Origin of the sequence: Gemella sp. zg-570, from assembly GCF_018866345.1 — a bacterium.
Taxonomy (GTDB): Bacteria; Bacillota; Bacilli; order Staphylococcales; family Gemellaceae; genus Gemelliphila.
Window position 1 is genome coordinate 987,741 of the sequence record NZ_CP076443.1, and the last position, 24,256, is coordinate 1,011,996.

Below are 24,256 nucleotides of genomic sequence, written 5' to 3' on the forward strand. Positions count from 1 at the left end.
CTGTCTTTTTTTCTTATTGTATCATAAAATAGAATTTTATTGAATTTTTGGTGTTTTTTATTTTTTACACTTGCTTTTCTAGTCCAAAAACCTGGTATTTTGCAAATTTTTTTTGTTTTTTCTCTGTATTAACCAGTTGTAGCAAGTCGTCTTTGCTACTCCTAGTATTATAGCCGCTTCTCGAATATTTACTTCTTCTAGTTTCCACTTTTGATAAACTTCTTCAAAATTATCCGGCACTTCCTTTTTAGGCCGTCCAAACCTAACCCCTTTTTTCTTTGCCTCTATTATCCCCTCCTTTTGCCTCTGAAGTGTGTTCTCACGTTCAACTTGTGCAACGTAGGATAATACCTGTAAGACTAAATCTGAAATAAATCGTCCTGTAATATTATTATCAAAGGCCGACTTAGTATTGAGTAGTTCTAAATCAATAACCCTAATATCCACCTCACATTCTCTTACCAAGTAACGCCATTGTTCAAGAATCTCGTCATAATTTCTTCCCAAACGATCAATTGATTTAATTACAATTTCATCTCCTTTTTTTAGACGTTTTATCATTTGTCTGTAAGATCTTCTGTTAAAATCTTTCCCCGACATCTTATCAATATAAATATATCTGCGGCTAATACCATTTTCGTACATAGCCGTCAACTGGCGTTCAATATTTTGTTCTCTTGTTGATACTCTTATATAACCGTATTTCATAGTTGATATCTCCAATATTTTTTAGCCTATTATCTCAAATAATATAAATAATAAAAAAAGAATTTCGATGAATTTTATACCACATGAAATTCTTTTTTATTATTTATTCATAAGTTTTTATCCTATATTTCAAAAGATAGAGTAATGCCCTTTAATATTTAGGGTAGAAATGCTTATTCAGGCTGAAATTTATAACAAAGTAGATTTATTTTTATTTGTTAGTTGTAAGATTTTACGAAAAATATTTTTAGTAAAATAATATAAATTTTTTAGTAAGAAGGATTGAATTAAAAATTAACTCCTTTTGCATATTGATTTTATGATTTTATTAAGACTTTTATTTCATTACCTGCCATTACAGTTTCAAATGCTTGTCTTGCTTCTTCTATGCTGAAAATTTTTGTAATCATTTTATCTGTCGCAATTTTTCCTTGCGATAATAATTCTAAGGCTAGCACCCAAGATGATGGTTTTTGAGAGCGAGAACCGATATAACGTAATTCTCTTTGGATAATTGATTCTTGGTCTAGTGAGTTGCGTTTTTCAGCAAACAGTCCAACTTGAACAAAATCTCCTTTTTTCTTAACTAGGGGTAGGGCTGAATTTACTGCGATAACAGCACCAGAACAATCAAAGGCTTTATCAACTCCGTAACCATTAGTTTCTCTTAGGACAATTTCTTCTAAATTTTCTTTTAGGCTGTCTACTATGATATCAATTCCTATTTCTTTAGCAAGATTTAAACGTGGCATATCTTTTGTTATACCAGTTAGGATAACTTTTGCACCATTTGCTTTTGCTACTTGAGATAGTAATAAACCTATTGGTCCTGGACCGATAACTAAAACTACATCTCCATCTTTAACAGATGTTTTTTCCATAACTGCATGGGTACAACAAGCTAGAGGTTCTGTTAGTGAAGCAGCTTCTAAACTTACGTTATCTGGTAAAACGTGGCAACTTTCTTCTCTTGATAAAACATATTTAGCCATACTTCCGTTAATTTGTGTTCCAATACCCTTTCTTTTACTGCATAGGTTATAATCTTTACTTTGGCAATAGATACATTCTCCACAAGTTTCAAAGGTAGTTTCACTCGTTACCCTATCACCCACCCTAATATTTTTCACATTTTCTCCTACTTCTACGACCCTTCCAGAAAATTCATGACCTAATGTTACTGGAAGATTTTTACTATTGTATTCTCCTTTGAAGGTATGAATATCAGAACCACATATACCAGTAAAGCCTACTGCAATTTTAACTTTATCTCCGTAAACTTTTGGTTCTTCTAGTTCTAAAATTTCTAAATTGTCATAACCTGCTTTTGTTTTTACTACTGATAACATATTATTCTCCTTGAGGTTTAATTAATACTTTGTTGTATACTTCTTCTTTGTTTAAAATCATTTGGAAAGCTTTGGCAACTTCTTCCACTAAAAATCTATGAGAAATAAAACTATCAACTTTAATAATTTCTTTGGTTAATAATTCTATGGCATTAGTCCATTCACGACCAGGAAATGGTGCAGAATAAGAATTCCAAAATCCTTTTAAGGTTAATTCTTTTCTAAAAATACTTTCAAAGGCTTCTTCTTTTAATAAAACATCTTTATAAGCTATACCTGTATAACCTATCTTGCCACTTTTTTTAGTAATTAAAAGTGCTTGCTCTTGTGTTATAGGACTTCCTGCACATTCTAAAGAAATATCTGCTCCAAAACCTGCTGTGTATTCATATACTTTTTCTTTTAAATTTTCTTCTAGGGAGTTTATGGTATGACTTGCTCCTAACTCTTTAGCTTTTTCAAGTTTTTTGTTATCAATATCGACTACTATAATTTTACTTGCTCCCAAGGCTTTTACTGCCTGCATAGTTAGCATACCAATTGTTCCAGCTCCCAAAATAACAATACTGTCTCCCAGTTGAACTTTTATACCCATAACTGCGTGCATAACAACTGCTAGAGGTTCTATAAAACTTGCTCTTTCAAAATCTAAATTACCTATATTTAAAAGATTTTCTTCTGGTAGAGTGCAATATTCTGCAAATCCTCCGTAAAAGTGAGTGCCTATCATTTTATAATTTTCGCACATAGAGTAATTTCCTTGTTCACAATAACTACATTTTTTACAAGGTAAAAATGGCACTGCCACCACTCTATCTCCTACTTTGAATTTTGTAACTTCATTTCCCACTTCTACTACTCGCCCAGAAAATTCATGACCCATAACTGCTGGGTAAGAATATTTCCACCTAGTTTGCATTTTGTGAATATCTGAACCACATATTCCACAAGCCATAACTTTTATTTTTACATCTTTTTTACCACAAGCTATTTCTTCAACTTCCCTAGTTTCTATCTTTGTTCCTTCGTATAATACTGCTGCTTTCACTTTATTCTCCTTTCTTACTATACAAAAAAGGTAGTTAATATTTAATAGGAAACCTACAAATACCTAACTACCGCTTCTGTAAATTAAATATTATTAGTAAAATAATTGTGCAAATTTTAAGATAATCCAGTTGAAGAAGTTACCACCTAAGTCAAGTGAACTTAGTGATTGACCAGCTCCGTAACCATCAACACCTGCCATCATTTGTGTATGAACACTTGTAAAGTCAGTAGCCATAAGTAGAGATAGGGCTATTACAACTGTACCAGCTAAGACAGAGTGTAGGATATTTCCTTTTCTGTTAGCTACGATAAATGATACATAGAAAGGAATTGTTGCCAAGTCACCGAATGGTAATACTTTGTTACCTGGAATAATTATTGCTAATAACAATGTAATTGGTACTAAGATTAATCCAGTAGAGATATTTGCAGGATGTCCTATTGATACTGCTGCATCAAGACCGATATATAAATCTCTACCTTTATAACGTGTTTTCATGTATTCTCTAACTGATTCTGAAATTGGAATTAAACCTTCCATTAAAAGCTTAACCATACGAGGCATAAGAACCATGAAGGCTGCCATAGCCACACCTGTTTTTAAAATTCCACCAATGTCATAGCCTGCACCTAATGCTAAAAGCATACCTAAGAATAGACCAACTACCATTGGCTCACCGAAAATTCCAAAACGTTTTTGTATTGTTTCTGGGTCAACGTGGATATTTTTAATTCCTGGTATTTTACCTACTAACCAAGCTATTGGAATACCTACAAAACCAAAAGCTGCAGTTGAACCTGTTGGTAGTGAGATACCTTTAAGTCCGTAAACATCTTCAACAGATTTTTGAGTTCTGTCTGCCATAACTAATACCATAACTTCGTAAAGAACAGCACATAGGATACTGAACCACCAAATACCACCAGAAACTACATAACCAGTAGCCCCCGCTGCTATGAAGTGCCAATAATTCCACACGTCAATATCAAGAGTTTTAGTTAATTTTAGTGCAATCATTAAAATATTCACACCCAAACAAACAGGAATAAGGACTGCTGCTACTGGAGATGCCCAAGAACCTGCTGCTGCACCTGGCCAACCAACATCTACTGTATCAAGTTTTAAATTGTGTACTTCTACGAATTTTTGTGTTATAGGTCCCAAGTTACTTGTTAATATACCTACAACTACATTAATTCCAACAAAACCGATACCTATTGTAAGAGCAGAACGAACTGCTTTTCCAACTGGTACTCTGAAAATAAGTGCAAGTAAAAATATTGCGATAGGTAAAATTACAGTAGGTCCTAAATTTAGAAAATACTGAACACCTTTTAATAATCCATCCATTATTATATTCTCCTTTAAAAATTATTTTTTGTTATTTCCATAAGTATTAAATTTAATTAATAGTTACGGATTTTTATAACCATATTTAATTATTTTAAATGTGAAAGAATTTCTTCATCTAGTTCTTCTTCACCAAAACCAGTAATGTAAGCAGTAGCTATTATTGCTGGTATTGAATATATTGTAGGTAACATAGTTGTTGAAACAATTAAATCTGCCTGATTTTGTAATGAGGCTGCCTCTGAAATTTGAATTTGTTTTATGTTTACGTCCAAGTTATGTTTTGCAACCAACTCTTCTACTTTTTTTACTGCTATTGTTGATGTTGCAATTCCTGCACCGCAAGCAATTAATAATGTTTTTGTCATTTTTGTATCCTCCGATAAATTATTTTTTATTTTTATGACCTTATTTTGTTAAAGTAGCATAAATTTCTTCTTGGCTACTGCTTGATAAAATTTTGTTGTAGCAATCTGCATCAGCAAATTTTTTAATTATACTAGATAATACTGAAACTTGGTCTTCACTCTTGCTTATCAATAATAGTAATATTACTCCTACACTCAATTCTTTAGAGTTATTTCCCATGTCTTTAAATATTACTGAATTTTTTGGCTTTATAACCACAATACTATTTACGTTTACATGCTGTGGGTCAGTATGTGGTATAGCGATACTATACTTCGGGAACTCTAAACCTGTTGGAAATACTTTTTCTCTTTCTAAAACGGCATTGTAAAAGCTATCTTTAACAGCACCCTTTTTTTCTAGTATTTCGGTAACATTTTTTAAAACTTCTTCAAAGCTATTACCAGCTACATTCAAATAAATATTTTCCTTACTAAAATATTGCTGCATTATTTCCCCCTAAATTATTTTTATTTTTTCTTCAAATTCTTGCTTGCTATATCTAAATAACTCCTCTATAAAATTTCTATCTAAAAGTTTTGTGATTATTCTAAATATTTTGCTTCTAACTTCTTCATCTGCATTTCCTATGAGTATAAATAAAACTTTTTCTCTGTACCCGTCTACTCGTAAAATTATATTTTTTAAGATATTTTCACTTAGTATGTGTGGCAGGTAAACATCATCATATATTTTTATACTTCCTAATTCTTCTCTGTGTTTTAATTCTTCAAAAAAGACGCACTTGTCAGCTAGTATTTTATTTGTATGAAGATAATCAGCAACTTCTCTATAGACACCTTCTATATTTTCTGTTTTGTTCACTTTTAAAATATCAACTATCATGTCATTCACCAAAGATTGTTTTATTGATTAAATTTATGTCTTCATCAACTAATAGCACATTTACATTAATTATATTTTTGTATTCTATATCTAATTTGACGGTAGAGATTATATAATCAACATTTTTCAAGTTATAACCTTTTAGTTCTCTTGATGACACAACATCTACTATGTTTAGTTTAGTAAATATTGTTTCTAGCCGTTTTTTAAGGAATTGTGATGTACCAAAACCACTATGACAAACAAGAACTACATTTTTATGGCTTATATTGTCTTCTAAGATAGATTGAACATAGACCGTAAGATAGGCCACCTCATCATCAGAAATATTATTACTTAAAGTTTCTTTTGCTAAATTTTTTACAGCAAGGAAGATATCTTTATAGTCTAACTTTATTTTTTCTGCCAAAGAATTTTTGATTTCTATATTATATTTAAGTCTTTTTATTAAGGCTCTGATATGTAGTTTGAAAACGTAATAGATATGTTCGTTCTTATCAATTTTAAAAAGATTACTCGAATTAATATTTGCTAAAAATCTATTTGCTATATCTTCTATATTTTGTTCTACTGGAATGCTGTTGCCATAATTTATTTCTCCAACTCCCGTACTAACTAAATATTGATAGATGTAGTAAATTTCACTCTTAGGAAATTTTATTGCAAATTCTTCTTCAAGAGACTTTGCTATATTAACTGCCTCTCTATAATAATTTTCATCAGTCCCAACCTTATTTTCATTTACGTCTATATAATTACCCGATTTTATTCTTTCGATAGCAATTAAGATATGAACGACCAAGTTTGTATAATATAAATCACCAATAGTGTATGGTAGTCTACCCTCGTACTTATTTACGATGTATTCAATTTTTTCTAACTTGTTAACATCAAATTTTGCACTGAGTTCTTTTATAGTGGCGCTATTAATTCTTTCTGAATAGTATTCAGAAGTTTTTTCATCATCAGAAATAAAGGAGTAGGTATCCATTAAACTAACTATCTTGGCTCTGATATCTTTTTCTTCACCAACTATTTTAGTACCCTGTCTAGTCTTTGCTATTGAGAGAGTATCTCCTAAAAGATAGATACTTATATAGTTAAGGTCGTTGACAATACTTGACTTACTTACATAGTATTTTTCCGATAAAGATTCAATAGAAATAAAATTTTTAGAATTTCTTAGTAGTCTTAGCAACATTTTAATTCTTCTTTCTTCTATGGAATATCTGGAAACTTTTTGTATTTGCAAAGTATTTAAGGATATTTTAGAGATATTTAGTTTTATTCCTTTTCCCCTCTTTTTCTCAAAGATTAAATCACTCCTTTTAGAAGTCAACTTTTCTATATCCCTATAAATAGTTTTAGTAGAAATTTTTAATCTTTCTGCAATAACATGCACAGGTAGATAATTACTTGCCTCAGTTAATACTTTAATGAGTTCTAATTCTCTATTGTTTAACTCTGACATTACTCTTACCTCCTTATTAATTAAAATTATAATTCGTTTACATGACTAATAAAATACCAAATCATGTCCACAAGTTTATGGACTTTTTAACTGTTGTAATATTTTTTGAAAATCTGTTGTTATTTTCAAAAAACTATCTAATGCTCTTGTTAGAGGCTTTTATATAAAAATTTTTATTTTGTCAGAGTATTTACTTAAAAACTTGTGGACATTTTTATAATTTAAAATATAAAATAGATAAAGAGAAAAAGAGATTATAAGTAAACTTATAATCTCTTTTTCTCTTTAATTGATATTACTTATTAAATTTTTAAAAATATATTTTAAATTTTTTCTGTATATTTAATAATTTTTTGCTAGAAAATTTTTTATAAAAATAAATTCTATTTAAGATAAAAAATTAATAAGTGTAAAATAAAAACTGTATGCCCAAAATAAAAATTTTATTGCTAAGACTTGTAAATAATTTTTTATTAAAATCTCAAATTTTCAATAGAATATTGCTATAAAAACAAAAAATATTTAGTGCAGACTTGTCTACACTAAATATTTTTAATACTTAAATCTTATGACTTCTACTTTATAACCGTCAGGGTCTGTAATGAAATAGTAACCAGCAGGGCTACCTGGTAGTCCTTTTAGTTCTGTAACATTATAGCCTCCATCTTTGTGCTTAGCATGTAATTCTTCTAAGTTTTCTACTGCTATGGCAATATGCCCATAACCATTCCCTATTTCATAGGCTCCATGTCCGTAGTTGTAAGTTAGTTCTAACTCGTAAGCATCATCTGGTAAAGTTAAATAAACTAGGGTGAATTTGTATTCTGGGAAATCACGTTTTCTACTAACTTTAAAATCAAATGCTTCTGTATAAAATTTTATAGATTTTTCTAAATCTGCTACTCGGTAGCAAGTATGTGCCATTCGTTGTTTCATAATTTTTCTCCTATAATACTGTCCAAGCAAAACCTATGGCTCCTAAACCTAAATGAGTTGCTATGACGGGTCCTATTTCATCTTTTAAAATTTTTACATCGGGATAATTTTCCTTGATGTAATCTTCCATATCGTCTGCCCTATCTTCTGCTTTGGTATGGATAATACAAACATGGATGTTTTTTCCCTTGTTTTCTGAATAAAATTCTCCAAAGACTTCATATATTTTATTTATTGCTTTTTTATAAGTACGAATTTTTTGATAGGGTACAATAACCTTATTATCAAAATGTAGTATTGGTTTTACCTGTAATAAATTTCCAACTAGGGCTTGAGTTTGACTAAGTCGTCCCCCTCTTTGAAGATGACTTAAATCATCAACAATAAAAAGGGCTTTAGAATTTTTTTTCATTTCATTTAATTCTGCAATAATTTCCTTGGGATTTTTTCCTTCTTCTATTAGCTTACAGGTTTTAGTTACATAAAATCCTTCTGCTTGGCATGATACTTCAGAATCAAATGGGTGTACATTTATACCAGCAACCATGAGAGCAGCAGTATTGTAAGATGAGTAAGTTCCACTTATGCCACTTGATAGACCTATGGCTATTACATCTGTATAGCCCTCTTCCTTAAATTTTTCTAAGGCGATTACTACCTCTCCTATCGGAGGTTGTGATGTTGTAGGAAAAACCTTATTTTCTGCTGTCAAATATTTTTGGTATTCATCTAGTTTAATATCTAATAATTCTCTTCTAGTTCTTCCTGCTAGTGTAATAGTAAGATATACTACTCTTAAATTTTCTTTTTTTCTAAATTCTTCAGTGAGATAAGCTGTAGAATCTACAAGTATTGCTATTTTTTTCAATAATTTTAACCGATATTATAATATAAAACTATAATATTCCTTTCTATAAAATTAATTAAATTTTTCTACATGGTATAGTTCTAATTCAACCTTAGTTTCTCTACCCATAAGTTCAATCATAACATCAACTTTATAGTTAGATAGGTCAATATATGCTACCTTTCCTTCCATATTAACAAAAGGTCCAGATATAACTTTTACAAAATCACCAACTTTAATATCTACTTCTGTTACATTAGACAGTCCCATATCACGCAAGATAAAGTTTATTTCTTCTGGCAATAGGGGTTCTGGCTTACTTCCTCCACCGTGTGAACCAACAAAGCCAGTAACTCCTGGTGTATTTCTTACGATAAACCAAGACTCATCTGTCATAACAAGTTCAACTAGAACATAACCAGGAAAAGTTTTTCTATTTACTTCTTTTTTCTTGCCTGTTGGTGTTGTAATTATTTCTTTTTCTTCTGGAACAACTATTCTAAATATTTTATCCTGCATATTTAGAGTTTCAACACGTTTTTCTAAATTATCTTTTACCTTATTTTCATATCCAGAGTAAGTATGTATGACATACCATTCTTTACTAACTGTATTCTTCATAATATCTCCTTACTTCATGTGTCTGATTAATGTAGAGATTCCTAAATCTACAAAATAAATAAAAGTTATTAATATTCCTACTGAAAAAATTACTATCGCAGTCTTTTTTATTAATTCATAAAATGTAGGCCAGCTGACCTTTTTCATTTCAGAAACAACTGATTTCAAAAATTTAAACATCTTTAAACATGCTCCTCACCATAATTTCAATTTTAATTCAAATATGACAAAATTATAACATACTTACTTAAATAAGTCTATTATTACTATTAATAAATTATTTTAAGTGAATTATTTAATTATTGTATTATTATTATTATTATTATCTACCTATCCTACTATTGTAATTTGCTATAAATTATTTTATAAATTGAAGAATGGGCAAAATAATGGTATAATACCTTGATTTGATAATTAAAAGGAGCAACTTTATGAATAATAAAAGTATCTTCGACAATTTAAAAAAAGCAGAACAAGGTGCAAGGATAAGTATTATTTCTTATTTAATATTATCTTCCATAAAACTTATTACTGGAATTATTTTTAATTCTGCAGCCCTACTTGCCGACGGAATTAACAATGCTACTGACCTAATATCTTCTATCTGTGTTCTAGTAGGACTAAAAATTTCAAGAAAACCAGCCGATGATAATCATTTATACGGACACTTTCGTGCAGAACTTATCTCCAGTTTAATAGCCTCATTTATTATGCTCTATGCTGGTATTCAAGTTGTAATATTTTCCATAAAAAAAATTTGGTATCAGGACTTTAACTCGCCCTCTACACCCACCATTATTGTTGCTATAATATCATCTTTGATAATGCTAGTTGTTTTTTACTACAACTACAACTTATCAAAAAAAATTGGTAGTTCTGCCCTAAAAGCAGTGGCCTTTGATAATTTGAGTGATGCCTTTGTTTCCATGGGAACTTTGGTGGGAATTGTCGGAACAATTTTAGGGATAAAACAAGCTGACGGTATAGCCGCTTTTATCGTGGGTTGCATAATAATTTATACTGCCATAAATATTTTTAAAGAGGCAACTCATATACTAACAGATGGAATAGATGTAGAAAAAATAGAAGCAATAAATAAAATTGTGAAAAATATAGAGGGGGTAGTCTCCATCAAAGAAATTAGGGGACGCTCACACGGTTTAATACACTTTATCGACGTTACTATAACCGTAAATCCAGAATTAAATGTTATTAAAAGTCATGATATTACAGTAAAAATTGAAAAAGCCTTGCAAAAAGAATTTTTTGCTTGTGAAACTTTGATACACTTAGAACCAGATGAAGATTTTATTGATAAAAATTAAAATTATTTTTAAAACAAAACTATTTTGTAAAGCAAAATAGTTTTGTTTTGTTATTATATGAATTAAGGAAAAGAAAATATTTTTTTAATTTTCTATTTTGTTTTGCAAGATAGTTAGAAATAAAAATTTTTAAGGAGGACTAAATGGAAATAAACACATCGCAAATATTAAAAGGTATACTCGAAGTTTGTGTCTTAAAAATAATTTCTAAAAGAGATATGTACGGTTATGAGATAAACGAAAAACTTTCAGAATACAAACTAAATATGGTTGCACAAGGTACAATATATCCCCTACTCTTAAAATTAGAAAAAGAAAAATTATTAACGAGTTATTCAACCGCATTAAGTAGTGGCCCACCAAGAAAATACTATAAAATAACCAAGAAAGGAATAAAATATATTAATGATTTTATACCTATTTGGAAAAATATTTACACTGCTATTAATAACATCTTAAATATTAAAGGAGAAAATAATGAAGACTAAAGATTTAATTACATATAATAATGAACTTAGAAACAAACTTTCAGAAGAAAACAATAAAAAATACGAGGAACTATTAATTAAAATAAGATTTATAGGATTTTTTAAAAACCAAGAGAAATTAGAAGAAACTCTGTTAGAAATTTTACAAGATTTAATCGAAGCACAAAAAAACGGAAAACATTTTGAAGATATTTTTGGTAATGATATAGATTTAATTGCTAAAAATATAATAGAAAATTCTTCACAAGATAGTTTTAGCAGAAAATTTAAGAATATAGTAGAAATAATAATGATGTTTTTTCTACCATCTTTTTTTATAAATTTAGTCGGAAAAGAAGATTTTGATTTAGTAACTTACGCCATATCTGGAATTTTTATTTTAATAATTATATTAGCCAGCCTATATTTAGTAACAAGTAATTTTTATAAAAAAAATAAAATTCTAGTATTAATGATATTATCTATTCTAATATTTTTAGCCTTATTAGCTGCACCTTTACTCATAAAATATGATATTATCAATTTAGGAATATCTTATCATATAAAAGTTACACCAACTATATTAATAAGTTCTTATTTGGCATCAATACTAGCCATAATATATGCTGGAATATCTTTTAATGAAATTATCCTTACTATTATTCCTACTATATTTGCTGTCATCTCCATACTAAGTAAAAATAATTTGAACCACCTAGTAGAAAATAAAAATCTATTTATATTTTCTATAATATTAATTATTATATCTTTCTTACTAACTATATTATTAAGCAAAAAATTTTTAAAAACAAAAAAATAAAAGCCCTTGTAAAAAATAAGGGCTTTTATTTAAAATTCTTTGACAATTTCTTCTAATCTTCTCATAGCTTGCACAACTTTTTCTGGGCTACAATCATCTATTGCTAGCCTAAAAGTTTCCTTTTCACTAGCAGCAAAATCTGCAATTTTATCTATTTTTTCCTCAACATTTTCAACTATATTAGATGAAGCTAAATTGTAGGCTAAATTATTTTCTTTGTAAAATGGAATTAACCTTCTTACTTCATCTTCATTACCTTCTGCAACAAGCTGAACTAAAATGCCATAAGAAACTTTTACACCATGTAAAACTGGATGAGTTTCTGCTACAAAGCTCATGCCATTATGAACTGCATGAGCTCCTGCCATTCTACCATAGTGTACAGCAAAGCAACCCACAGCCCCAGAAACTGCAAAAACAGTGTCCACGCAATGCTTAAATTCTTCTGTAACCTCTTTTTTAGCAAGTGATTCTAGGGCAATTTCCCCATCTTTTAATAAAACATCTCTTGTGATTTTTGCAGCTTCCAAGCCCATTCTTACCATAGGGTCATTAAATTTATTGGCACGTTCTACAAGAACACGAGCTTCATACCATTTTGCTAGGGTATCTCCAATACCTGCAACAAAATATTCTTTTGGAGATTCCACAAGTAAATCTAAATCTACAATACAAGCATAAGCTGTTCTTTTAGTGTAATCAATGGTTTTAAATTTATGATCTGGATGATACACTACCGCAACAGGTGCATAAGGAGCACAAGTAGCTATAACTGTTGGCACTGTTATATATTCAACATCTAATCTATCTGCAACTCCTTTTGCAGTATCTAAAACTCTTCCACCACCTACTGCAATTATTAAGTCTGTATCCGCAGCTGCCAATCCTGCTAGTCTGTCCATATCTTCGTGAGAAGCTGACCCATCGTATTTTAATTCTTGAAACTTTCTTATCCCTTTATAGAATTTATCAAAAGCAGCCTTTGATTTTTCTCCAGAAATTAATAAAGGCTTTTTAAATCCTGCAATTCTATTATCTAATTCACCCAAAGCTCCTCTACCAGAAACATACTGACTAACTCCGGGTCTAGGTACATTAACTAAATTTAACATATAAAACTACTCCTTACTAATAATATAACGCTTTCTAATATGATATCATTTTTTTTATAAAAATTCAATATATAAAATAAAATTTTTAAAAATAAATTATCTTAGTATAACTATGATTTGCTTCTTGAAATTCTAATTTGTTCATTTGTTACCCTCTCTTGATTTAAATAACTTTCATATAGCTGGCTGTTCTCTTGTCTAAACTGCCGAGAATTAAACACATAAGACACACTAGACGGAATATAAGATATACTCGCCCCCTTTGTAAGGTACTTGTCTATACCCTCCTTTTTCATCTCCTGCATTAAGTCCTCTTTTATCCTTGCTATATCCTCCGTTACTTCCTTAACTAATTTTTCTTTTGCTTCAAGTTCTCTAAGTAGTTTTTCCATAAAGTCGCCAGCACCTCCCCACTAACATCATTTAACGTTTCATAACCATTAGCCTTTAACCACTTCGTAACTTGGACAGGGTCAACATTATCATTAATATTTTTTATTATCTCTTCCTTATCTTTTGCCGTATTTGCATCCTTTAAAGCCTGCCTTGCCTTTCTCTCCTCCTGGTTCTTAGCGTCTATTATATCATTTTCTGCTATCTCTAAGGCGTTCATATACAAGTACCTTTTAGCATAAGTAATAGTCGCCCCTATATCCTGCATCTTTGCCCCCTCTAACTTCTGTATAGGGCTTGTAAATTGCACCTTCTCGTCCGTCTCATTATCTTTTATAGTCAGCTTGGCCACTTCCTTATACAAGTCAAAGTGGCTATATAAATCTAAACTTTCAAAAATTTCATTTACCCTTGGTAAAAAATCTTGCAGTTCAAAATACTTAAACTTTTGAAATGGATTAAGCCCACTTTTCTTTAATTGCTTTTCTTGTAATAACACCCTTGCTTTTTGTAATTTTTTCACCGTCTTTACCTCCTACTTTCTCCAACCTTCGTTGTTTACTCCTTCCCACCAGTCTATATTATCCCAAATAAGGGCTATTATCTCGGTTACCTTCTTTTCTGGTAGCCTCTTGCCCAAATTGTATTTTTGCCTATTAAGTAGTCTTATTATTTCCCTTTGCTCGTTTAATTCATCTGTTAGTTGTCGCATTTTTTATTTTTCCTTTTTTTGTATATTTCACTAATTGCTCTTAGCGTTCTATTTATTGCCTTGTCCCAGTCTATACCTAATTTTATTTTTGTTTTCTTTTCTAGTATTTTTAATTCGTATATGTAATGGTGCATTTCTGCCAGGTCTTCTTTTTTGTTCCTGTCTATTTTTTCTTGTATTGTTTCTTTCATCTTGACTTCCCCCTCTTTTTATGCTATCATCTACCTATATATTTAGGTTTGCTAGTAACTTATGTTGCTAGCTTTTTTATTTGCCTAAACTCCTATTTACTTGACGGTAAGAAGCATTTATATATTCTATGACTTCCCCCATATACACAGCTAAACGTACTTTATTATACGTACTTACACCGTGGATTGTTAAAACCGCATGTATAAAATATTTCTTGGGTATTCTATCAAATTGTACCCTATCCGTTGAAAAATCACGCCGTAAGCCCAAAAGCTTTATCCTTGCCCTTACCTCTTCCTTGCTGGTTTTAAAATGTTTTGCTAAGTCCCTAACTATAAAATGAGGTTGCAATTTATACAGATCTACATCCTCTTTCATTTCCCATTTCTTGCTTACTTCTCCCATCTTGCCTTTTCCTTTTTTCTTCTAAATCTTTTTTATTGACCAAGTTTTTACTGATAGCGTAAACTTGTATATTTTTTTCAGTCGACTTTACATTAAACAAAGTAATTTTAGCTAGATGAAATTTTAATGTAAATATAGGTGCCGTGAAAAATTTATTGAGGAGGCACGCCTGCTGTACTTGCTAAGCCTTCTTTTATCTACTAGCAACAGATAACAAGCTAAAAGTACCGAACCCCCTTTAATAAAAAGGGCTTATGAATTTTTGATTACCTTTATTAACTTTCTTTTTCACAGGCTTCTTTTCGTCTAAATCTCTAAAATCAAAAAACATTGTTAGTACTAAGCCCCCCAGTATGTACATTAGTGTTCTGAAAGGGTTTAAGCCTTCTTCTACTCCTACAGCTAGAAAAACACCTATTATAAAGCCCCTTACACCTTGCATTTTACAGCCCCCCTTCAAATTCTATTTCATCTATGCTTACTCCGTAAACCTGGCTAATCTTTTTTAACCTGTAAAGCCTAACGCTCCTAGTATTTTTTTCATGATTATATAAAGAATTTCTACTAATACCTAAAAGCTTCGCCGCCTGCTGGACGCTAAGCCCCTTACTTTCCCTTAATTCCTTCAAAGTAACCAAAATAACACCTCCTTTAAAACCTAATCACCCTTACTTACCCAACGGAAAATTAAAAAACAAAATATAAAAGCTAATAAAAATTGCATTTTCTAAACCAATATGATATACTTATATACAAAGGGGATTAGCCCCCTTTGCGATGGTTTTTATGCTTTCTGTTTTTTACAGAAGGCTTTTTATTATTAGTAGCTGTTATTAAACTAGCAATACCGGCAAATAAAACACCTAAGCTAGTCAAAAGCTCTGCTAACTCTTTAAAAGTAATCATACCTTACTCCTTTTTCAAAAACTCGGATTAACTTAACCCTGTATAAATATTCTACCTTCTTCTTCTTCTTCTTTTGTCAAGCCTTTTTTACAAAAAAAATAATATTTTTTCATCTTTTTTTATAAAAATAGCCAAAATAAAAAAAGGAGCTAATGCTCCTTTTAATTGCGTAAACTATTCATAAATAATAATCAGTAAAAAAATAAACTAAGGCTAATTTATATTTTAAAATCAATATCAGCATAAGTGATATTAAAAAGTTTTTCTATTTTTTTAATATCTGGTACACTAGGGAAATTAATAGCTCTTTCCCACTTGCTCCAAGTCGCAGCGGATATATTCAAACGCCCAGCCACTTCATCTTGCGACAAATTAAACTTAACCCTTAGCATCTTTAACGTTAATTTTTCCAAAATCTTCACCTCCCTTAAGTTCAAATATATATAGCTATACTAACAGTTTATAAAAAGCGTATATAGTAACACATAAAATAAGTATTTTTACAATTACACCACCAATATTTAAAAATAAATCTTTCATCCCTCTTGTTCTAAACTTAAAAAAATGTTATAATTCAATTATTAGGGGCTTTCGCCCCTATATAATTATTTTAATAATGTTTGTATTATCCACTTAATCAAACTAGCTAAAGTTCTAAGTGATAATACCAACAAAACCAACTTGTCGATGAAGTCTTTGATTTCGTCGATTTTTTCATCTCACTTTTTCAAGCCTTTAACCCTCCTTTCTAACTTGATAATAATATTATACAATATTATATTGTTCTTGTCAATACTTTTTTCTCTTTTTTAATACTTTTTCTCTTTTTCTATACACTTTATTTATGTAAAATATTAAAAAAATCACAAAAAAACACTTGACAAAATCTATCTTATGATATATAATATAAACATAAAGTTAATTAACAACTTTAAATAAAAAAGAAAGGAGAACAAAATGGCAAACAAAAAAAGCTTAAAAATAAAAGAAATAAAATTCACAATACACCTTTTATTTATTAAGCTAACAATAACTATAGTTGGGGATAAATAATCCCCCTATAGTTGCCATTATAACATAAAAAAATGAAAAAGTATAGATTATTTAACAAAAATATAACTATTGAACTTAAAAAAACTACTAGAAAAGAAAAAATAGAATTTATAGTAGCTATAATTATTACAGGACTAATAATATACTACTTAACGAGGTAAAAAATGAAAAAAGAAATAGAAGAATTACTAAATGGACAAATAACAGCCTATAAAATTTCAAAAGATACAGGAATACCTAACAACAACATATATGCCTTCATGTCTGGAAAAAGAAAAATAGACAACATGACGCTAGCCACAGCAGAAAAACTATACAACTACTACAAACAAACAAAAAAAGGGAGCAAATAAGCTCCCTTAAACTATCTAAAATGGCCAAATTCCATTTGGTTTTTATTATCCCTAAAAGTACCAGTCGCAACAAACCTACGCTTACCACTAGAAGAAACATAAGAAACCCACACATAACCATTAGCTATGCAATAACTATCATAATTAATAACTTGACCCCTTTTATAAACAGCCACCACTTCACAATCAAGCCTAGGCTCATTTCTAACATTTAAAGACCCAGCCGTAACCGTAAAATGCCAACTCTCAGGAACCCTTGTCCACTCCCTATCATTTGCACCATCAACATCATAAGGTGGCCTAATAATAGCGGCAACCAAGCCATCATACCTATTAACAACCCTTGCAGGGCCTCCCTTTGTCAAAGCGTCTGCGTTGCCGTCTACATTTTGCTCAACACAAGTAAGCAAACCTCCATTTACAGCCGTACAAATGCCAATATGCCCCCAAGGTAAAGTAATATTCCATACCACAATATCACCTGGTTGAATAGTAACCTCACCCTTTTTAAAACGCCTAAAACCAGCTGGCAAAGCATTATTAACATAATTAATAGCATTACCGTGAACTTTACCGCCCCAATTATCATAAACATAAGCCATAATCAAATCCACACACTGAGAACCATACCAACCGTCAAAATCAGTACGCCCCCCTATCTTACTTTTTACCCAACTAATCGCTTCTGTCTGTGTTACCATAAAAAAAACTCCTTTCAAAATAAAAAAGCCAACCAAAAATTGACTTAAAATTAACTTATAAATTTACTTTTTAAAATAAAATTGCCTTACAAAAGTAAGCCAAAATAACGAATAGCTAACTCTCTTTTCGCTCACTACTAAAAGACCACTCACAAAGCCTGTGGTAGGCAGTATAACGTACCCCTGTTATACAAAGCACGGAACGGTTAAAAACTACCGAACGGAGTAATCGATTAGTTATTAAAACTAACTCCCTATGTTGTGCTTTTTAGGCTTATCGCAAAGGAACAGTTATTAAGCTCTGCCAAGCAGTGTAACGTGCTTCTATTACACTTCTATATCACTATAGATTTACTAACATTAGTGTTTTAGAAAGAGATAGGTTAAATCACTAAGGATTGGTTTTTATCTCTAAAATCATATTAACAAAATTAAAATATTTTGTCAAATTTTTTAAAAAAATTCTCTAAAAACTCTTGACTTTATGCACCTTTTGCTATATAATATAAATATAAGGAGGTGAGAAAATGAGTAAGAAAAATAAAAAAAATTCTTCAAACCTACTAATAAAAATTAATATTATTTTAGCCACATTACAAATAATAAATCTTTTAGTAGAATTGTTTGAAAAATTTTTCAAATAAATAAGGTTGGGGTAAAAGCCCCCTCCTTATATCTTACTTAATCATAACATGGACAAAGAAAAAATACAAGTTACAATAATTATACTAGGTATAATAGCAACAATAATTTCAATAATATTAAAATTTATTTAGGGGGTATACTATGCTTATAGAACATATAGAAAAACTGCTAAACGGAGAAATTACAGCCTACAAAATAGCTAAAGACTTAGAGATAAACCCTAATATAATTCAACGCTACATAACAGGAGACCGAAAAATAGAAAACATGACCCTAAAAACAGCCGAAAAGCTATATAAATATTACATAGACACACAAAAAGAGAGTTAAACACTCTCTTTTAATTTAGCCTATAATTCTTTTAACAAAGCTTCTTTTAAAATCTGACTAACATTAATATTTTTTAAAAATCACTACAAATTTGATACTATTTCAAATACAAAACAAAAGAACCCTTATAAAACAAGGGTTCTTAACTTTACTCCATAAATCCTCTTAATTTGTTTAATTTAGATGGGTGTTTTAATTTTCTTATTGCTTTTGCTTCTATTTGTCTTATACGCTCTCTTGTTACTCCAAAGGCACTTCCTACTTCTTCTAAAGTGTGCGTTTTTCCGTCTTTCAAACCAAAACGAAGTTTCAAAACATTTTCTTCCCTATCTGTAAGAGTTTCTAAAATTTCTTCAAGCTGTTCTTTTAACAATTCATTAGCAGCATGCTCTACCGGTGATTGAGCATCTTTGTCTTCAATAAAATCTCCTAAATGTGAATCATCTTCTTCACCTATTGGCGTTTCTAAAGATACTGGTTCTTGAGCTATTTTTAAAATTTCCCTAACTTTTTCAGTAGTAATTCCCATTTTTTCTGCTATTTCTTCTGGTTTTGGTTCTCTTCCTAAATCTTGAAGTAGTTGTCTTTGAACTCTTATTAACCTATTTATTGTTTCTACCATATGAACTGGTATTCTTATAGTTCTTGCTTGGTCTGCAATAGCTCTAGTTATAGCTTGTCTAATCCACCAAGTAGCATAGGTACTAAACTTAAATCCTTTAGAGTAATCAAATTTTTCTACCGCTTTAATCAATCCCATATTGCCTTCTTGAATAAGGTCTAAAAATAGCATTCCTCTGCCCACATATCTTTTTGCAATACTTACAACAAGTCTTAAGTTAGCTTCTGCCAATTCTTGTTTTGCTAATTCTTTTTCTGCATCATTACCATTTTCTATAGTTTTAGCTAATTCTAACTCTCTTTCTTTTGATAATAAGGGAACTTTACCTATTTCTTTAAGATACATTCTTACAGGGTCATTTATTTTTATACCAGCTGGCACTGATAAATCTTCTAAATTAATTTCGTCTTCTTCTATTTCTTCTGCATGATTTGCATTTATTAAAATTATATCTTCTCTACTCAACTGTTCATAGAAAAAATCTATTTCATCAGGAGTTATTTCTAGTCCTGAAATTGCTTCAAGAATTTCTTCTTGCGTTAATTCTCCATTTTTTTTACCTTTTTCGATAAATTCATTTTTTATTGTTTCAAAATCTTTATTACTTGAATCTTTCAACATAATTAGCCTCACTATTTCTTATATTTTTTCAACTTAGAAAGCATTTTTATTTGTGCTTCATAATCTGCTTCTATTATCGCACTCTGCAAGTTGGTTTTTATGCTATCAACTTTATCTTTAAATAGATAACTTTTTTTTATATATTTTATGTATTCTTTTATAGTAGATAAATCTTCATTTTGTGAAATTAAAAAGTCGGTATTATCTATGTATTTTATTAAATTAACTAGTTCAACATTATTTATATTATTAATGAATTTATGTACATAAAAATACTTATAATTATTATAATAAATAACTAAAACATTAAATAGCTCATTAAAAATTGAATTTTTAAATGTAAATCCTTCAAATTCATCATATACAGATAAAAAGTAATCTCTATTAATAAAAAAATACTTAAATAATTTACAGATTTTCTTATCAAATGCTGGTATTCCATAAAAAGTTTTAAAATCAAAATTATTACTTGATAGCAGCTTTTGTTTTGTATTAATTTGTCTTTTATTATTACTATTGGATAATTCTCTAAGTAATATATTCTTATCAATAGAGAAATCATTAGATAATTTTGTAATTAGTAAATCTCTTAAAACTTCATCTTCTATAAAACTTATATTTTCTACCAATTCATTTTTATATTTAATCTTATCTTCTAAATTTTTTATTGTGCTATTATAGTATTCTATCTTATATTCTATAAAATGTGTGATATTGTCTTTAGAATAATCATAAAATGAAAATAAAGAATTTGAAGATTTTTTCTTGTGTATAAATTCATCAATATCCTTGGCTCCTGAAAAAGATAGCTTAAATACATTATCTGTTTTTTTGATTAAGGAATTTCCTATTTTAAAAGCCGCCTCTATTCCTGCACCATCATTATCTAAGGCTAGAGTAAATTTGTCTGTTAATTTAAAAATATCATTTAAAATATTTTCGTCTATATTAGTTCCCATTAATGCAACTACATTCTTTACATTTTCTTGATATGAGCTTATAACATCCATATAGCCTTCTGAAATTATGACACTATTTTCTTTTTTTATGTGGTGTCTTGCTTCTGAAAAATTAAATAGTACTTTTCTTTTTTCAAATATTTGCGTTTCATGTGTATTATAGTATTTTGATATTTCTTTTTCTTTTGACATTGTTCTTCCTGAAAAGGCAACTACTTTATCGTTATTGTCTTTTATAGGAAAAATAATTCTGTCTTTAAAAACGTCATAATATTCTCCGTTGGATTTACCTAAAATACCAGAATTTACAACATAATCTAAATTTAAATTATGTGAATTAAAAAAAGAAACAGCTATATTTCTACCTGGAGGAGCATAGCCGATATTAAATTTTTTTATTGTATCTATGGTTATACCTCTTTCAAAAAGATAGTCTAATGCTTTTTCTGCTTCTTTTGTATTTAATAAAATGTAGTTGTAATAATCTGCAATTAAAACATGTGAATAATACATTACATCTTTTTCATCAGATAAATTAAAATTATCATTACTATCTTTTTCTATGTTAAGTCCTAACCTGGAACCTAATTTGTATATTGCTTGATTAAAGTTTAAACCCTCTATTTCTGATAAAAATTGAAATATATTTCCTCCCTTACCACACCCAAAACAGTGTGATATTTTTTTTTCTGGTGAAACTGTAAAAGATGGAGTTTTTTCATTGTGAAAAGGACATAGACCTATATAATTTCTGCCTCTTTTTTCCAACTTTACATATTCACTCACTAAGTCAACTATATCAATATTATCAAAAATATAATCTATATCTTTTTGTGAAATTTTACTCAAAGTTTTTCCTCCCAACTCCAATGTTTAAAATTGGGTAAAAGATTGTAGTGTTATTATATCATATTTAATAGTTTAAATAAATTAAAAATATTTTTGTATTGAAAAAATTTTTTAAAAATGATAGAATATTAAAAAGCGAGTTAATGATGGTGAAAGATTAACAAATTTATTTGGCTTGAAATTTAAAATTTAATAATAAAGGTGAGTTTTTACTAATAAGGGTGGACCCGCGGATAAATTTCGTCCCTGAATGTAGGTGTTTTATTATACCTATGTTCAGGTATTTTTAATTTTAATAATAATTTAGGAGGAATTATAAATGGAAAAAATATTATCTTTGGCAAAAAATAGAGGTTTTGTATTTCAAGGTTCAGAAATATATGGAGGTTTAGCTAATACTTGGGATTATGGTCCGCTTGGAATAGAATTAAAAAATAATATAAAAAAATCTTGGTGGAAAAAATTTATACAAGAAATACCTTACAACGTCGGACTAGATTCTGCAATATTGATGAATCCAAAAACTTGGGTAGCGTCTGGTCATGTTGGAAACTTTAGTGATCCTATGATGGATTGTAAGGAATGTAAATCGAGATTACGTGCAGATAAATTAATAGAAGAATTTTATTTTAAAAATAAAAAAGAAGATATAATTGTTGACGGCCTGCCTTTTGAAGAATTAGAAAATGTAATAAAGAAAGAAAATATTCCTTGTCCAGAATGCAACAAACATAATTTTACTAACATTAGACAATTTAATCTTATGTTCAAAACTAGTCAAGGTGTTGTAGAAAATTCTACAAGTGAAATATTTTTACGACCAGAAACTGCTCAAGGTATTTTTGTAAACTTTAAAAATGTTCAAAGGGCTATGCGTAAAAAATTACCGTTGGGTATTGGACAAATAGGAAAATCATTTAGAAATGAAATTACTCCTGGTAATTTTATATTCAGAACAAGAGAATTTGAACAAATGGAATTAGAATTTTTCTGTGAACCTGGAACGGAATTAAAATGGCACTCATACTGGGAAAATTATTGTAAAGATTGGCTATTAAACTTAGGGATTGATGAAAATTTAATAAGACTTAGAGCCCATGATAAAGAAGAATTATCTCATTATTCTAATGCTACTACTGATATAGAATTTAAGTTTCCTTTTGGTTGGGGAGAATTATGGGGTATTGCCTCAAGAACAGACTATGATTTAAAACAACATAGTGAACACTCTAAAGCTGATTTGTCTTATCAAGACCTAATAACAAATGAAAAATATCTTCCTTACTGTATAGAACCATCTGTGGGTGTTGATAGAGTTTTATTAGCTTTCTTGTGTGATGCCTATAAAGAAGAAGTTGTAGGAGAAAATGACAAACGTATAGTTTTAAAATTACATCCTACCCTAGCGCCATACAAAGCAGCTATTCTACCTCTTTCTAAAAAATTATCAGAAGAAGCTGTAAAATTATTTTCTGATTTATCTAAAGAATTTATGGTAGATTTTGATGAAACAGGTTCTATTGGAAAAAGATATAGAAGACAAGATGAAATAGGTACTCCTTTATGTATTACCTATGATTTTGAATCTGAAAATGATAATATGGTAACAGTAAGAGATAGAGATACTATGGAACAAACAAGAATAGCTATATCAGAATTAAGTAATTATATAAATAATAAAATAAAATTTTAATAAATGAAAATATAATTTTTTATTCAGTTTAAAAGAAAATTCTGTCAACAAAAAAAATTGACACTTATTATTAAAATCTATTGACATTATATTTTTTTAATGTTACAATTACTACTAGCTTAAAACTTAGCTTATTGATTCAACTTTTCATTAAATTCTCATAAACACACACATATAAAGTTGAAACATATATTAAAGGAGTATTAAAATGGCAGTAAAAATCCGTTTGAAAAGATTAGGTGCTAAAAAATCACCTTTCTACCGTATAGTTGTTGCTGATTCTAAATCACCACGTGACGGTCGTTCAATTGAAACTATTGGTACTTACAATGCAGTAAAAAATCCAGCAGAAGTTAAAATTGATGAAGAACTTGCATTGAAATGGTTATCTAATGGAGCACAACCTTCTGATACAGTTAGAAGTTTATTATCTAAAGAAGGAATATTAAAAAAATTCCACGAATCTAAATTAAATAAATAATAAAAAAGCAACTAAATTAGTTGCTTTTTT

The 24,256-nt window shown here is 29.4% G+C and carries 33 protein-coding genes; 8 read left to right on the forward strand and 25 right to left on the reverse strand.

Annotated features, from left to right (window positions below; translation table 11 throughout):
• Positions 1-78: 78 nt before the first annotated feature.
• The 12 genes from KMP11_RS04935 to secE all read right to left on the reverse strand — a co-directional run bounded on the left by KMP11_RS04935 (position 79) and on the right by secE (position 9,767).
• Positions 79-708, reverse strand: a complete 630-nt coding sequence (locus tag KMP11_RS04935; RefSeq protein WP_216279612.1) for a recombinase family protein — start codon at positions 706-708, stop codon at positions 79-81.
• A 317-nt stretch (positions 709-1,025) separates the two neighbouring features.
• Entirely contained in the window at positions 1,026-2,057 is a 1,032-nt protein-coding gene (locus KMP11_RS04940; RefSeq protein WP_216279613.1) for a zinc-binding dehydrogenase, read from the reverse strand.
• A 1-nt stretch (position 2,058) separates the two neighbouring features.
• Complete coding sequence (locus KMP11_RS04945; protein ID WP_216279614.1) at positions 2,059-3,105, reverse strand: galactitol-1-phosphate 5-dehydrogenase; 1,047 nt, start codon at positions 3,103-3,105, stop codon at positions 2,059-2,061.
• Between the two features lie 93 nt (positions 3,106-3,198).
• Entirely contained in the window at positions 3,199-4,458 is a 1,260-nt protein-coding gene (locus tag KMP11_RS04950; protein WP_216279615.1) for a PTS galactitol transporter subunit IIC, read from the reverse strand.
• A gap of 89 nt (positions 4,459-4,547) precedes the next feature.
• Positions 4,548-4,826, reverse strand: coding sequence for a PTS sugar transporter subunit IIB (locus KMP11_RS04955; protein ID WP_216279616.1), 279 nt, complete (start codon positions 4,824-4,826; stop codon positions 4,548-4,550).
• 40 nt (positions 4,827-4,866) lie between these two features.
• Complete coding sequence (locus KMP11_RS04960) at positions 4,867-5,316, reverse strand: PTS sugar transporter subunit IIA (RefSeq protein ID WP_253195941.1); 450 nt, start codon at positions 5,314-5,316, stop codon at positions 4,867-4,869.
• 9 nt (positions 5,317-5,325) lie between these two features.
• A complete protein-coding gene (locus tag KMP11_RS04965; protein ID WP_216279617.1) occupies positions 5,326-5,712 on the reverse strand; it encodes a PTS sugar transporter subunit IIA in 387 nt (128 codons plus the stop codon).
• A gap of 1 nt (position 5,713) precedes the next feature.
• Positions 5,714-7,183: a BglG family transcription antiterminator gene (locus KMP11_RS04970; RefSeq protein WP_216279618.1), complete on the reverse strand. Its 1,470-nt coding sequence runs from the start codon at positions 7,181-7,183 to the stop codon at positions 5,714-5,716.
• Positions 7,184-7,735: 552 nt separating this feature from the next.
• Complete coding sequence (locus KMP11_RS04975) at positions 7,736-8,119, reverse strand: lactoylglutathione lyase (protein WP_216279619.1); 384 nt, start codon at positions 8,117-8,119, stop codon at positions 7,736-7,738.
• A gap of 10 nt (positions 8,120-8,129) precedes the next feature.
• Positions 8,130-8,987 (reverse strand): DegV family protein, encoded by an 858-nt coding sequence (locus KMP11_RS04980; protein ID WP_216279620.1) that lies wholly within the window; start codon positions 8,985-8,987, stop codon positions 8,130-8,132.
• A gap of 51 nt (positions 8,988-9,038) precedes the next feature.
• Complete coding sequence (nusG, locus tag KMP11_RS04985) at positions 9,039-9,587, reverse strand: transcription termination/antitermination protein NusG (RefSeq protein ID WP_215756856.1); 549 nt, start codon at positions 9,585-9,587, stop codon at positions 9,039-9,041.
• Positions 9,588-9,596: 9 nt separating this feature from the next.
• Positions 9,597-9,767, reverse strand: coding sequence for a preprotein translocase subunit SecE (secE, locus tag KMP11_RS04990; protein WP_215756857.1), 171 nt, complete (start codon positions 9,765-9,767; stop codon positions 9,597-9,599).
• 251 nt (positions 9,768-10,018) lie between these two features.
• On the opposite strand from secE, the gene KMP11_RS04995 reads away from it, so the two are divergent.
• The 3 genes from KMP11_RS04995 to KMP11_RS05005 all read left to right on the forward strand — a co-directional run bounded on the left by KMP11_RS04995 (position 10,019) and on the right by KMP11_RS05005 (position 12,199).
• On the forward strand, positions 10,019-10,912 hold the full coding sequence (locus KMP11_RS04995) for a cation diffusion facilitator family transporter (protein ID WP_216279621.1): 894 nt from the start codon (positions 10,019-10,021) through the stop codon (positions 10,910-10,912).
• A gap of 143 nt (positions 10,913-11,055) precedes the next feature.
• Positions 11,056-11,400 carry a PadR family transcriptional regulator gene (locus KMP11_RS05000; RefSeq protein ID WP_216279622.1) on the forward strand — a complete coding sequence of 115 codons (345 nt, stop codon included), beginning with the start codon at positions 11,056-11,058 and terminating at the stop codon, positions 11,398-11,400.
• Positions 11,390-12,199, forward strand: coding sequence for a DUF1129 domain-containing protein (locus tag KMP11_RS05005; protein WP_216279623.1), 810 nt, complete (start codon positions 11,390-11,392; stop codon positions 12,197-12,199). Before KMP11_RS05000 ends, KMP11_RS05005 begins: the two co-directional genes overlap by 11 nt.
• 29 nt (positions 12,200-12,228) lie before the next feature.
• Here KMP11_RS05005 and KMP11_RS05010 read toward each other — a convergent pair whose 3' ends face one another.
• From KMP11_RS05010 to KMP11_RS05055, 10 genes are all read right to left on the reverse strand, one after another.
• Positions 12,229-13,311 carry an iron-containing alcohol dehydrogenase family protein gene (locus tag KMP11_RS05010; protein ID WP_215756861.1) on the reverse strand — a complete coding sequence of 361 codons (1,083 nt, stop codon included), beginning with the start codon at positions 13,309-13,311 and terminating at the stop codon, positions 12,229-12,231.
• Between the two features lie 110 nt (positions 13,312-13,421).
• Entirely contained in the window at positions 13,422-13,703 is a 282-nt protein-coding gene (locus KMP11_RS05015) for a hypothetical protein (protein WP_216279624.1), read from the reverse strand.
• Positions 13,661-14,227 carry an ERF family protein gene (locus KMP11_RS05020; RefSeq protein ID WP_216279625.1) on the reverse strand — a complete coding sequence of 189 codons (567 nt, stop codon included), beginning with the start codon at positions 14,225-14,227 and terminating at the stop codon, positions 13,661-13,663. Before KMP11_RS05020 ends, KMP11_RS05015 begins: the two co-directional genes overlap by 43 nt.
• 12 nt (positions 14,228-14,239) lie before the next feature.
• Positions 14,240-14,416: a hypothetical protein gene (locus tag KMP11_RS05025; RefSeq protein ID WP_216279626.1), complete on the reverse strand. Its 177-nt coding sequence runs from the start codon at positions 14,414-14,416 to the stop codon at positions 14,240-14,242.
• Positions 14,404-14,607 (reverse strand): hypothetical protein, encoded by a 204-nt coding sequence (locus KMP11_RS05030; protein WP_215756865.1) that lies wholly within the window; start codon positions 14,605-14,607, stop codon positions 14,404-14,406. The genes KMP11_RS05025 and KMP11_RS05030 overlap by 13 nt, the downstream gene beginning before the upstream one ends.
• A 76-nt stretch (positions 14,608-14,683) precedes the next feature.
• Entirely contained in the window at positions 14,684-15,013 is a 330-nt protein-coding gene (locus tag KMP11_RS05035) for a hypothetical protein (protein WP_216279627.1), read from the reverse strand.
• 238 nt (positions 15,014-15,251) lie between these two features.
• Entirely contained in the window at positions 15,252-15,455 is a 204-nt protein-coding gene (locus KMP11_RS05040) for a hypothetical protein (protein ID WP_216279628.1), read from the reverse strand.
• A gap of 1 nt (position 15,456) precedes the next feature.
• Positions 15,457-15,651 (reverse strand): helix-turn-helix transcriptional regulator, encoded by a 195-nt coding sequence (locus KMP11_RS05045; protein ID WP_216279629.1) that lies wholly within the window; start codon positions 15,649-15,651, stop codon positions 15,457-15,459.
• 124 nt (positions 15,652-15,775) lie between these two features.
• Positions 15,776-15,919: a hypothetical protein gene (locus KMP11_RS05050; protein ID WP_216279630.1), complete on the reverse strand. Its 144-nt coding sequence runs from the start codon at positions 15,917-15,919 to the stop codon at positions 15,776-15,778.
• 218 nt (positions 15,920-16,137) lie between these two features.
• On the reverse strand, positions 16,138-16,332 hold the full coding sequence (locus KMP11_RS05055) for a helix-turn-helix domain-containing protein (RefSeq protein ID WP_216279631.1): 195 nt from the start codon (positions 16,330-16,332) through the stop codon (positions 16,138-16,140).
• A 672-nt stretch (positions 16,333-17,004) separates the two neighbouring features.
• Here KMP11_RS05055 and KMP11_RS07850 point away from each other — a divergent pair.
• On the forward strand, positions 17,005-17,133 hold the full coding sequence (locus KMP11_RS07850; RefSeq protein ID WP_256442635.1) for a hypothetical protein: 129 nt from the start codon (positions 17,005-17,007) through the stop codon (positions 17,131-17,133).
• Positions 17,134-17,136: 3 nt separating this feature from the next.
• Entirely contained in the window at positions 17,137-17,325 is a 189-nt protein-coding gene (locus KMP11_RS05060) for a hypothetical protein (RefSeq protein ID WP_215757066.1), read from the forward strand.
• Between the two features lie 11 nt (positions 17,326-17,336).
• Here KMP11_RS05060 and KMP11_RS05065 read toward each other — a convergent pair whose 3' ends face one another.
• Positions 17,337-18,026: an SH3 domain-containing protein gene (locus KMP11_RS05065; RefSeq protein ID WP_216279632.1), complete on the reverse strand. Its 690-nt coding sequence runs from the start codon at positions 18,024-18,026 to the stop codon at positions 17,337-17,339.
• Positions 18,027-18,812: 786 nt separating this feature from the next.
• On the opposite strand from KMP11_RS05065, the gene KMP11_RS05070 reads away from it, so the two are divergent.
• Positions 18,813-19,001 carry a hypothetical protein gene (locus tag KMP11_RS05070; RefSeq protein ID WP_215755811.1) on the forward strand — a complete coding sequence of 63 codons (189 nt, stop codon included), beginning with the start codon at positions 18,813-18,815 and terminating at the stop codon, positions 18,999-19,001.
• A gap of 148 nt (positions 19,002-19,149) precedes the next feature.
• Here KMP11_RS05070 and rpoD read toward each other — a convergent pair whose 3' ends face one another.
• Both rpoD and dnaG read right to left on the reverse strand, forming a co-directional pair.
• Complete coding sequence (gene rpoD, locus KMP11_RS05075) at positions 19,150-20,244, reverse strand: RNA polymerase sigma factor RpoD (RefSeq protein WP_215755810.1); 1,095 nt, start codon at positions 20,242-20,244, stop codon at positions 19,150-19,152.
• 11 nt (positions 20,245-20,255) lie between these two features.
• Positions 20,256-22,052 carry a DNA primase gene (gene dnaG / locus KMP11_RS05080; protein WP_215755809.1) on the reverse strand — a complete coding sequence of 599 codons (1,797 nt, stop codon included), beginning with the start codon at positions 22,050-22,052 and terminating at the stop codon, positions 20,256-20,258.
• A 319-nt stretch (positions 22,053-22,371) separates the two neighbouring features.
• Between dnaG and KMP11_RS05085 the strand changes: the two genes are divergently transcribed.
• Entirely contained in the window at positions 22,372-23,745 is a 1,374-nt protein-coding gene (locus KMP11_RS05085; protein WP_215755808.1) for a glycine--tRNA ligase, read from the forward strand.
• Positions 23,746-23,953: 208 nt separating this feature from the next.
• Positions 23,954-24,226, forward strand: coding sequence for a 30S ribosomal protein S16 (gene rpsP / locus KMP11_RS05090; protein ID WP_215755807.1), 273 nt, complete (start codon positions 23,954-23,956; stop codon positions 24,224-24,226).
• The last annotated feature ends 30 nt before the right edge of the window (positions 24,227-24,256 follow it).